Raw genomic sequence first — 10,294 nt, 5'->3', positions numbered from 1 at the left:
GCCATGTGGATCGGCATGCTGATGATCCTCGCCACGGTGGTCTACAAGATCCTCGCCAAACTCAACGAATGACCGCGCCCGGCTCGCATTGCGCCAAGGGGCCTCGTACACTCCAGCGCATCCGCCTATCGCGAGGTTGTCTTCTGGTGTTTGCTCGTCTTTTTGCTTTGCCCGGTCTGCTGCTTGTCTGCCTGATGACGCTGCTGCCGCTGGCGCCCGCCCAGGCAGTCGGTCTGCCCGGCCTGCTCAACACTTCAAAACCGCAGCCTGAAGCCGTGGAACCCCTCGGCCAGTCGCTGGACGAAGTGATCAAGTCGCTGGAAAACGACAAGCAACGCGCGCAGCTGCTCAGTGATCTGAAGAAGCTGCGCGACGCCACGAAAAAAGCGCAGGCCACCCCGGAAGAAGGGGTGCTGGGCCTGATCGGCGGCACCCTCGCCAACTTCGAAAAACAGTTTTCCGGCGCCGACAGCCCGATTACCCGCTGGTCCAACGAATTCGATCTGGCCAAGGACGAACTGACCAGCAAGCTGCTGCCGGCCAATGAATGGCTGCCGATCATCTTCGGTTTCGCAGTGATCCTGATGGTCTGGAGCCTGCTCGCCGCCGCGCTGATCTGGCTCGGTCACCGCGTGCGTCTGCGCTTCGGCCTCACCGAAGAACTGCCGCAACACCCCAAGGCCCTCGACATGCTGCGCTTTGCCCTGCGCAAGCTCGGGCCGTGGCTGATCGCATTGGTGATCACGGTGTACATGAGCTACGTGCTGCCGTCATCACTGGGCAAAAGCCTGGCGATGGTGCTGGCGTATGCTTTGGTGGTCGGCACTTGTTTCTCGGCGATCTGCGTGATTGCCTTTTCCCTGCTCGACGGCCCGCACCGTCATCGCGCGCTGTACATTCTGCGTCATCAGGCGTTTCGGCCGCTGTGGCTGATCGGCAGCTTCGCCGCGTTTGGTGAAGCGCTGAGTGATCCGCGTCTGGTCGAGAGCCTGGGCGTGCATCTGGCGCACACCGCCGCGACCACTGCCAATGTGCTCGCGGCGCTGTCGACCGGCCTGTTCATTCTGCGATTCCGCCGACCGATCGCACACCTGATCCGCAACCAACCGCTGTCGCGGCGCCTGACCCGCCGCGCCCTCAGCGACACCATCGAAATCCTCGGCACCTTCTGGTACGTGCCGGCACTGGTGCTGGTCGGCATCTCGCTGTTCGCCACCTTCGTCTCCGCCGGCGACACCAGCACCGCCCTGCGCCAGTCGCTGATCTGCACGGTTCTGCTGGTGTTGTGCATGGTCATCAACGGCCTCGTGCGCCGCCATTCACTGAAACCGCAACGCGGGCCGAAACGCCATGCGCTGTACTCGGAGCGCCTGAAAAACTTCTTCTATACCCTGACGCATTTGCTGGTGTGGCTGATCTTCATCGAACTGGGCCTGCGCGTCTGGGGCCATTCGCTGATCGCGTTCGCCGAAGGCGATGGCCATGACATCAGCGTCAAACTGTTCAGCCTGATCGGCACGCTGATTTTCTCCTGGCTGATCTGGATCCTCGCCGACACCGCCGTGCACCACGCCCTCACCCGCTCGCGCAAGGGCCTGGCCAACGCCCGCGCGCAGACGATGATGCCGCTGATCCGCAACGTGCTGTTCGTGGCGATTTTCATCATCGCGCTGATCGTCGCCCTGGCGAACATGGGCATGAACGTCACGCCGCTGCTGGCCGGTGCCGGCGTGATCGGTCTGGCCATCGGCTTCGGTGCGCAGTCGCTCGTCGCTGACCTGATCACCGGCCTGTTCATCATCATCGAAGACTCGCTGGCCATCGACGACTACGTCGACGTCGGTGGCCACCTCGGCACCGTCGAAGGCCTGACCATCCGCACCGTGCGCCTGCGCGACATCGACGGCATCGTCCACACCATCCCGTTCAGCGAGATCAAAAGCATCAAGAACTACTCGCGGGAATTCGGCTACGCCATCTTCCGCGTCGCCGTGCCGTACAACATGGAAATCGACGACGCGATCAAACTGATGCGCGACGTCGGCCAGAAGATGCGCAGCGATCCGCTGCAACGCCGCAACATCTGGTCGCCGCTGGAGATTCAGGGCGTGGAAAGTTTCGAGTCCGGCAGCGCGATTTTGCGCGCACGGTTCAAGACTGCGCCGATCAAGCAGTGGGAAGTTTCCCGGGCGTTCAATTTGTCGTTGAAAAGGCATTTGGATGAGGCGGGACTGGATCTGGCGACGCCAAGGATGAGTGTGCAGGTGATTACTGCCGGCGGTGGTCAGCCGAAGGAATAGCACTCAGGCGCACGGTTGCAGTCACAGGCAAGGAAGCCCACAACAATAATCAAGGAGAAGCCCATGCAACTGACGCGCATTGCCCAGACCCTTTTGCTCACCTTGGTCGCCAGCCACGCCAGTGCCGCGACGATGGACAGCGCCCGCACGCGCATCGCCGAGCAGGCGCAGAAGCTCGAACCGGAGCTGCTGGAAACCCGCCGCGACCTTCACGCTCATCCAGAACTTGGCAACACTGAAAAACGCACCGCTGAACTGGTCGCCAAACAGCTGCAAGCCATGGGCCTGGAAGTGAAAACCGGCGTCGCCCGCACCGGCGTTGTAGCCGTGCTGAAAGGCGCCCTGCCCGGCCCGACCGTGGCCCTGCGCGCCGACATGGACGCGCTGCCGGTCAAGGAAGTCTCCGACTTGCCGTTCGCTTCGAAAGCCAAAGGCACGTATCTGGACAAGGAAGTCGACGTTATGCACGCCTGCGGCCACGACGCCCACACCGCCATCCTGCTCAGCGCAGCGAAAATTCTGACCGGCATGCGCGACACCCTGCCCGGCACCGTGGTGTTCTACTTCCAGCCCGCCGAGGAAGGTCCGAGCGATTTTATTCCCGACGGCAAAAATACCTGGGGCGCGAAGATGATGGTCGAGGAAGGCGTGATGAAATCGCCGAAACCCGCCGCGGTGTTCGGCCTGCACGTCTGGGCGGGCGTCCCCGCCGGCCAGATCGCCTACCGCCCCGGCCCGACCCTGGCCAGCTCCGACGACCTGCGCATCAAGATCCACGGCAAACAAACCCACGCCGGCCGCCCCTGGGATGGCATCGACCCAATCACCGTCGGCGCACAAACCATCGTCGGCCTGCAAACCGTGGTCAGCCGCCGCACCGACATTTCCTCTTACCCGTCGGTGGTCAGCATCGGCACCATCAACGGCGGCACCCGCTACAACATCATCCCCGAATCGCTCGACATGACCGGCACGATCCGCTCCTATGACTACGGCATCCGCCAGAAACTGCACAGCGACGTACGCCAGACCATCGAGAAAATCGCCGAAAGCGGCGGCGCCAAAGCCGACGTCACCATCATCAAGAAATACGACCCGACCATTAACAACCCGGCACTGACCGAGAAAATGCTGCCGACGTTGAAGTGGGCCGCCAAGGATGACGTGGTGCAGGGACCGCTGGTGGGCGGCGCGGAAGATTTCTCGTTCTTCGCCAAAGAAGCGCCGGGGTTGTTTGTGTTTCTTGGGGTGACGCCACGGGATCAGGACATGAGCAAGGCCGCGCCGAATCACAATCCGGGATTCTTTGTAGATGAATCAGCGCTGGTGGTTGGGGTGAGAACATTGGCGTCGTTGGCGACGGATTATTTGTATGGGAATGCGGCGGTGGGCAAGTAGAGAAGGGGGGGACTGTGGGAGCGCAGCGACCAGAGGATCAAACCACATCAACCCCTACGTGAATCGCATCATGCCGCCAAAACTCCAGATCACAATCAATCAACCGCCCATGCTGATCATAATTGACCCGAGCAATCCTCAGTCCCGGACTGCCCACCGACACCCGTAAAGCCGCCGCCGCATCGACAGATAAAGACGTAGGCACAATCTCAAACCGCACCCGTCCATAATGCAAATCGAAATGCCGCGCATACAACTCGGTAATCGACTGATTCAAATCAAACTCGAGGATCCCCGGAAAAAACTGCGGATTCAGATAGTGCTCCACATACAACACCAGTCGCCCATCAATGCGCCGCGAGCGGCAAATCTGGATCACGCTCGACAACGCCGGCAGCTGCAACCACGCACACACCGCCGCCGAAGCCGGCTGCAACCGCGCCGAAATCACCTCGGTCGAAGGTTCGCGCCCCTGCGCACTGACCATGGCGTGAAAGTGACTGCGCTGCATCAGGTTGTACGCCAGACGCGGCGGCGACACGAACCAGCCGCGCCGCTCCTCACGGTAAATCTGCCCCTGCGCCTCAAGCTGCAACAGCGCTTCACGCACAGTGATCCGCGTCGTCCCGAACAACTCGCTCAGCTTGCGTTCAGCGGGCAACTTGCTCCCGGCCGCCAGCAAACCGTGATCGATTTGCTCCTGCAGCACCTGGCCAATCGCTGTCACCGCTTTCGTTGCCTCATCGCGCATCAACGTTACCTATCTGGACTAGACCAGCACTGTTTCGGGGCAAATCCGAACGCCGATCAAAGCGCCTTCGTATGTTGCAAGCCTAGGCAGTGCAGATGACCGACAGATGACAAAACTACCGAACGGTCGCTTTCACGGCTTGCAATACATCGGCCAAGTCCCCTGCTCCACGGGCTTTTGAGCATGGTCTACGCTGATCTGGCACCTTCCTGACAATGGTTGATAAAAGATCAGCCACGAGGCCATCGACATCAAAATGTCATCCAGCCGACCTAAATTGGCTCAGGTATTGCTGACCTAGACCAACACCAACCGCAAATCGCAGCGTTGAACACGACCAAGGAGCTTCGGAATGAAACAGCTTTTCCTGGCAACACTGTTAGGCTCGACCATCGCTATGTGCACCGCCGCCATGGCGGCCGACACCGATCTGAAAACCCTCGAAGCCGCTGCGAAGGCGGAAGGCGCCGTGAACAGCGTCGGCATGCCCGATGACTGGGCCAACTGGAAAGGCACCTGGGAAGATCTGGCCAAGAAATACGGCCTGAAACACATCGACACCGACATGAGCTCGGCCCAGGAAATCGCCAAGTTCGCTGCTGAAAAAGACAACGCCACCGCTGATATCGGCGACGTCGGTGCCGCCTTCGGCCCGATCGCGGTCAAGCAAGGCGTGGTGCAACCCTACAAGCCAAGCACCTGGGATCAAGTTCCGGACTGGGCCAAGGACAAGGACGGCAACTGGGCACTGGCCTACACCGGCACCATCGCCTTCATCGTCAACAAGAAGCTGCTGCACGGCTCCGACGTACCGACCAAATGGGCTGACCTGAAAACCGGTAAATACAAAGTCTCCATCGGCGATGTAAGCACCGCCGCCCAGGCCGCCAACGGTGTCCTCGCTGCGGCACTGGCCAATGGCGGTGACGAGAAAAACATCAAGCCCGCCCTGCTGTTGTTCGCCGACCTAGCCAAACAGGGTCGTCTGTCGATGGCCAACCCGACTATCGCCACCATGGAAAAAGGCGAGATCGAAGTCGGCGTGGTCTGGGACTTCAATGGCCTGAGCTACAAAGCCAAGATGGCCAACCCGGATGATTACGTAGTGCTGATTCCATCGGACGGCTCGGTGATTTCCGGCTACACCACGATCATCAACAAGTACGCGAAAAACCCCAACGCCGCCAAGCTGACCCGCGAATACATCTTCAGCGACGCCGGCCAGACCAACCTTGCCCGCGGCAACGCCCGGCCGATCCGCGCCGAACACCTGCAACTGCCGGAAGACGTGAAAGCCAAACTGCTGCCAAACGAGCAGTACAAGAAGGTCACGCCGGTCAAGGACGCCGAGGCGTGGGAAAAGACCTCCAAAGCCCTGCCACAGCAGTGGAACGAAGAAGTCATCGTCGAGATGAAGTAATCCTTCATCTGTAGGAGCTGCCGAAGGCTGCGATCTTTTGATCTTGCCCTTTAAAAGCAACATCAAAAGATCGCAGCCTCCGGCAGCTCCTACACAGATTGGTTCCAGATTTGTTTTCGGAGTTCTCGCCCCTATGAAGCACAACGTCATCCTTGTCGTGCTCGACGGCCTCAACTACGAGGTTGCGTGTCACGCCATGGGGCATCTGCAGGCTTATGTTGGCGCAGGACGCGCGGCGCTCTATCAACTGGAGTGCGAACTGCCGGCCCTGTCCCGACCGCTTTACGAATGTATTCTCACCGGCGTGCCGCCGATCGACAGCGGCATCGTCCACAACAATGTCTCGCGCTTGTCCAACCAGCGCAGCATCTATCACTACGCCCGCGATGCCGGGTTGAAAACCGCCGCTGCGGCGTATCACTGGGTCAGCGAGTTATATAACCGCTCACCGTTCGTGGCGGCGCGCGACCGCCACACCAACGATCCGACGCTGCCGATCCAGTACGGCCACTTCTACTGGAACGATCATTATCCGGATTCGCACCTGTTCGCCGACGCCGAAAGCCTGCGCCTGCGCCACGCGCCGGATTTCCTCCTGATCCACCCGATGAACATCGACGACGCCGGGCACAAGCACGGCCTCGACAGCTCTCAATACCGCAACAGCGCGCGCTCGGCTGACGTCACCCTCGCCGACTATCTGCAGAGCTGGCTCGACGCTGGTTATCAGGTATTGGTGACCGCCGACCACGGCATGAACAACGATCGCTCGCACAACGGCCTGCTGGCGGAAGAACGTCAGGTGCCGCTGTTCGTTCTCGGCAATGCGTTCAGCCTCAACCCTGACGCCACGCCGACGCAGACCGAGCTCTGCGGCACGGTCTGCGAACTGCTCGGCGTACCCCACGACAAACCTGTGTGCCGGGAGCTGCTCAAGTGAATGCCATGAATCGCGGCAAATGGCTCGCGGCGCTGTGTCTGGTGCCCTTCGCGCTGTTCTTTATCGTCTTCGAAATCGCCCCGCTGGTCTGGGTGATGATCAACAGCCTGCAATCGGAAGAGTCCGGCTGGGGCCTGGCCAACTTCAGCAAGATCTTCGGTTCGAAGTTCTATCGGCAGGCGATCCAGTACAGCCTGGAGATCAGTTTCTGGTCGAGCGTATTCGGCATCATCATCGCCGTGCTGGGTGCATATTCACTACGCCGCGTCGATTCGAAGCTGCGCAACTTCGTGAATGCCTTCGCCAACATGACCAGCAATTTTGCCGGCGTGCCGCTGGCGTTCGCCTTCATCATCCTGCTCGGTTTCAACGGCAGCATCACCATCATGCTCAAGCAGTCGGGGATCATTCAGGACTTCAACCTGTATTCGAAAACCGGCCTGATCATCCTCTACACCTACTTCCAGATTCCCCTTGGCGTGCTCCTGCTCTACCCGGCTTTCGACGCCCTGCGTGAAGACTGGCGCGAGTCCGCCGCACTGCTCGGCGCCAACGGCTGGCAGTTCTGGCGGCACATCGGCCTGCCGGTGTTGACCCCGGCGTTGCTCGGCACGTTCGTGATCCTGCTGGCCAACGCCCTCGGCGCCTACGCTACGGTTTATGCGCTGACCACCGGCAACTTCAACGTTCTGCCGATCCGTATTGCGGCGATGGTCTCCGGCGACATTTCCCTTGATCCGAACCTGGCCAGCGCCCTGGCCGTGGTGCTCGTGGCGCTGATGACCATCGTCACCGTCGTGCATCAACTGCTGTTGAAGAGGAGCTACCATGTCTCGCGCTGAATCCGGCCCGGCCGGCCTCTACCACCGCGTCGTGGTCTATCTGCTGTTCGCCATTCTGCTGTTGCCGCTGCTGGGCACGCTGGTCTATTCGATCGCCAGCAGTTGGTCGGCAACGATTCTGCCGAGCGGCTTCACCTTCAAGTGGTACATCCAGCTGTGGAGCGATCCGCGCTTTCTACATGCATTCGGTCAGTCGCTGATTGTCTGTGTCGGCGCGCTGGTGCTGTCGGTGCTGCTGATCCTGCCGCTGCTGTTCGTCGTGCATTACTACTTTCCGAAACTCGATGCGCTGATGAACATCCTCATCCTGCTGCCCTTCGCGGTACCGCCGGTGGTGTCCTCGGTGGGGCTGTTGCAGCTCTACGGTTCCGGGCCGATGGCGATGGTCGGCACACCGTGGATTCTGATCGGCTGCTACTTCACCGTGGCGCTGCCGTTCATGTACCGCGCGATCACCAACAACCTGCAAGCGATCAACCTGCGCGACCTGATGGACGCCGCGCAACTGCTTGGCGCCAGCACTTTTCAAGCGGCGTTTCTGGTGGTGCTGCCGAATCTGCGCAAAGGCCTGATGGTGGCGCTGCTACTGTCGTTCTCGTTCCTCTTCGGTGAATTCGTGTTCGCCAACATCCTCGTCGGCACCCGCTACGAAACCCTGCAGGTGTACCTGAACAACATGCGTAACAGCAGCGGCCACTTCACCAGTGCGCTGGTCATTTCGTATTTCTTTTTCGTGCTGGTCCTGACCTGGATCGCCAACATCTTGAACAAGGACAAAAGCGAATGAGCTACGTCAGCGTCCAACACCTGCAGAAAAGTTACGCCGGCACCACGGTGTTCAGCGACATCGATTGCGAAATCAACAAAGGCGAGTTCGTCACCCTGCTCGGCCCGTCCGGGTGCGGCAAGTCGACTTTGCTGCGTTGCATCGCCGGGTTGACCCCGGTGGATGGCGGCAAGATCCTCCTCGACGGTGTCGACATCGTGCCGTTGAGCCCACAGAAACGTGGCATCGGTATGGTCTTTCAAAGCTACGCGCTATTCCCCAACATGACCGTCGAACAGAACGTCGCCTTCGGCCTGCGAATGCAAAAGGTCAACGCCGATGACAGCCACAAGCGCGTGGCAGAAGTGTTGAAACTGGTTGAACTGCACGACTTCGCCAGCCGCTATCCGCATCAACTGTCCGGTGGTCAGTGCCAGCGCGTCGCCCTCGCCCGCTCACTGGTAACCCGCCCGCGCTTGTTGCTGCTGGATGAGCCGCTGTCGGCGCTCGACGCACGGATTCGCAAACACCTGCGCGAACAGATTCGTCAGATCCAGCGCGAACTCGGCCTGACCACGATCTTCGTCACCCACGATCAGGAAGAAGCGCTGACCATGTCGGACCGGATTTTCCTGATGAATCAGGGAAAGATCGTCCAGAGCGGCGACGCCGAAACCCTCTACACCGCGCCGGTCGATGTATTCGCCGCCGGGTTCATCGGCAACTACAACCTGCTCGACGCCGAGGCTGCGTCGAAGCTGTTACAACGACCGATCAACCATCGCATCGCCATCCGTCCGGAGGCCATCGAACTGAGCCTTGACGGCGAACTCGACGCGCAGATCCGCAGTCACAGCCTGCTCGGCAACGTCATTCGCTATCGCGTCGAAGCGCGCGGGGTGGAACTGGTGGTCGACGTACTCAACCGCTCCGCCGCAGATCTGCATCCCGACGGACAGCGCCTGGCACTTTCCATCGATCCAACGGCCTTGTGCGAAGTAGCATAAAAGCAGCTGCAAGCTTCGAGCTACAAGCTTCAAGTTGTAGACTGCGGTGCACCTGATTTTAATTCTTGCAGCTATTAGCTCGTAGCTTGCAGCTGTTCTCGGAGAGAACCCGATGGCTTTGGCAATTTTTGATCTGGACGAAACGTTGATCCACGGCGACTGCTCCTCGCTATGGAGTGAGCAGATGGTCCGCCTCGGCTGGGTCGATGGCGAGTCGTTCATGCAGCGCGACAAGGAACTGATGGATGCCTACGGCCGCGGACATCTGGCGATGGAAGACTATATGGCCTTCAGTCTCGAACCATTGATAGGCCGCACCCCTGAGGAAATCGAGCACTTGGTTGGCCCGTGGGTGGAAGATTTCATTGAGCCGATCATCTTCAGCGACGCGACCAAAACCATCGCCGCCCACCGCAAGGCCGGCGACCGGATTCTGGTGATTTCGGCATCCGGTGCGCACCTGGTTCGCCCGATCGCCGATCGTCTGGGCATCGACGAGATATTGGCCATCGAACTGGAAGTCGCCCATGGCGTGTATAGCGGCAACACCGTCGGCACCCTGACTTACCGCGAAGGCAAGATCACCCGCTTGCTGGAATGGCTGGACGCCGAAGAAGAAAACCTCGAAGGCGCGAGTTTTTATTCCGATTCGCGCAACGATCTGCCGTTGTTGCTTAAGGTGGACTTCCCGCACGTGGTCAATCCGGATCCGGTGCTGCTTGAGCACGCCGAAAAGGCCGGCTGGCCGATCCACCTCTGGAAATAAAAGCAAAAGATCGCAGCCTTCGGCAGCTCCTACTTTTGGAATGCGTGCCTCTGTAGATACTCTGTTCACGGTCAAGCTTTTTGGGTGTGTTTACCGCTAAAAAG

The 10,294-nt window shown here is 60.0% G+C and carries 9 protein-coding genes; 8 read left to right on the top strand and 1 reads right to left on the bottom strand.

The window, feature by feature from the left end; all coding sequences use genetic code 11:
• Positions 1–146: 146 nt before the first annotated feature.
• A complete protein-coding gene (locus D8U82_RS15600) occupies positions 147–2,300 on the top strand; it encodes a mechanosensitive ion channel domain-containing protein (protein WP_130902489.1) in 2,154 nt (717 codons plus the stop codon).
• Between the two features lie 63 nt (positions 2,301–2,363).
• A complete protein-coding gene (locus D8U82_RS15595) occupies positions 2,364–3,698 on the top strand; it encodes an amidohydrolase (protein WP_130902488.1) in 1,335 nt (444 codons plus the stop codon).
• Positions 3,699–3,735: 37 nt separating this feature from the next.
• Here the strand turns inward: D8U82_RS15595 and phnR are convergent, their stop codons facing one another.
• Entirely contained in the window at positions 3,736–4,449 is a 714-nt protein-coding gene (gene phnR, locus D8U82_RS15590; RefSeq protein WP_016773745.1) for a phosphonate utilization transcriptional regulator PhnR, read from the bottom strand.
• A gap of 352 nt (positions 4,450–4,801) precedes the next feature.
• Between phnR and D8U82_RS15585 the strand changes: the two genes are divergently transcribed.
• From D8U82_RS15585 to D8U82_RS15555, 6 genes are all read left to right on the top strand, one after another.
• A complete protein-coding gene (locus D8U82_RS15585; RefSeq protein ID WP_122611955.1) occupies positions 4,802–5,869 on the top strand; it encodes an ABC transporter substrate-binding protein in 1,068 nt (355 codons plus the stop codon).
• Positions 5,870–6,002: 133 nt separating this feature from the next.
• Complete coding sequence (locus tag D8U82_RS15575) at positions 6,003–6,809, top strand: alkaline phosphatase family protein (protein WP_130902487.1); 807 nt, start codon at positions 6,003–6,005, stop codon at positions 6,807–6,809.
• Positions 6,810–6,814: 5 nt separating this feature from the next.
• Complete coding sequence (locus tag D8U82_RS15570; protein WP_161984092.1) at positions 6,815–7,651, top strand: ABC transporter permease subunit; 837 nt, start codon at positions 6,815–6,817, stop codon at positions 7,649–7,651.
• A complete protein-coding gene (locus D8U82_RS15565) occupies positions 7,638–8,438 on the top strand; it encodes an ABC transporter permease (RefSeq protein WP_123443861.1) in 801 nt (266 codons plus the stop codon). The genes D8U82_RS15570 and D8U82_RS15565 overlap by 14 nt, the downstream gene beginning before the upstream one ends.
• On the top strand, positions 8,435–9,424 hold the full coding sequence (locus D8U82_RS15560; RefSeq protein ID WP_110601211.1) for an ABC transporter ATP-binding protein: 990 nt from the start codon (positions 8,435–8,437) through the stop codon (positions 9,422–9,424). Before D8U82_RS15565 ends, D8U82_RS15560 begins: the two co-directional genes overlap by 4 nt.
• A gap of 112 nt (positions 9,425–9,536) precedes the next feature.
• The gene (locus D8U82_RS15555; RefSeq protein ID WP_016773740.1) at positions 9,537–10,190 is read left to right on the top strand and encodes an HAD family hydrolase; all 654 of its coding nucleotides are present in this window, start codon (positions 9,537–9,539) and stop codon (positions 10,188–10,190) included.
• Positions 10,191–10,294: the final 104 nt, after the last annotated feature.

Origin of the sequence: Pseudomonas sp. Sample_23, from assembly GCF_004307595.1 — a bacterium.
Taxonomy (GTDB): Bacteria; Pseudomonadota; Gammaproteobacteria; order Pseudomonadales; family Pseudomonadaceae; genus Aquipseudomonas; species Aquipseudomonas atacamensis.
This window is presented reverse-complemented; position numbering and strand designations above follow the sequence as displayed.

Excerpts from the sequence above, each read along its gene's own strand:
- D8U82_RS15595 (WP_130902488.1), top strand. The coding sequence starts at position 2,364 with ATGCAACTGACGCGCATTGCCCAGACCCTTTTGCTCACCTTGGTCGCC.
- phnR (WP_016773745.1), bottom strand. The coding sequence starts at position 4,449 with ATGCGCGATGAGGCAACGAAAGCGGTGACAGCGATTGGCCAGGTGCTG.
- D8U82_RS15585 (WP_122611955.1), top strand. The coding sequence starts at position 4,802 with ATGAAACAGCTTTTCCTGGCAACACTGTTAGGCTCGACCATCGCTATG.
- D8U82_RS15575 (WP_130902487.1), top strand. The coding sequence starts at position 6,003 with ATGAAGCACAACGTCATCCTTGTCGTGCTCGACGGCCTCAACTACGAG.
- D8U82_RS15570 (WP_161984092.1), top strand. The coding sequence starts at position 6,815 with ATGAATCGCGGCAAATGGCTCGCGGCGCTGTGTCTGGTGCCCTTCGCG.
- D8U82_RS15565 (WP_123443861.1), top strand. The coding sequence starts at position 7,638 with ATGTCTCGCGCTGAATCCGGCCCGGCCGGCCTCTACCACCGCGTCGTG.
- D8U82_RS15560 (WP_110601211.1), top strand. The coding sequence starts at position 8,435 with ATGAGCTACGTCAGCGTCCAACACCTGCAGAAAAGTTACGCCGGCACC.
- D8U82_RS15555 (WP_016773740.1), top strand. The coding sequence starts at position 9,537 with ATGGCTTTGGCAATTTTTGATCTGGACGAAACGTTGATCCACGGCGAC.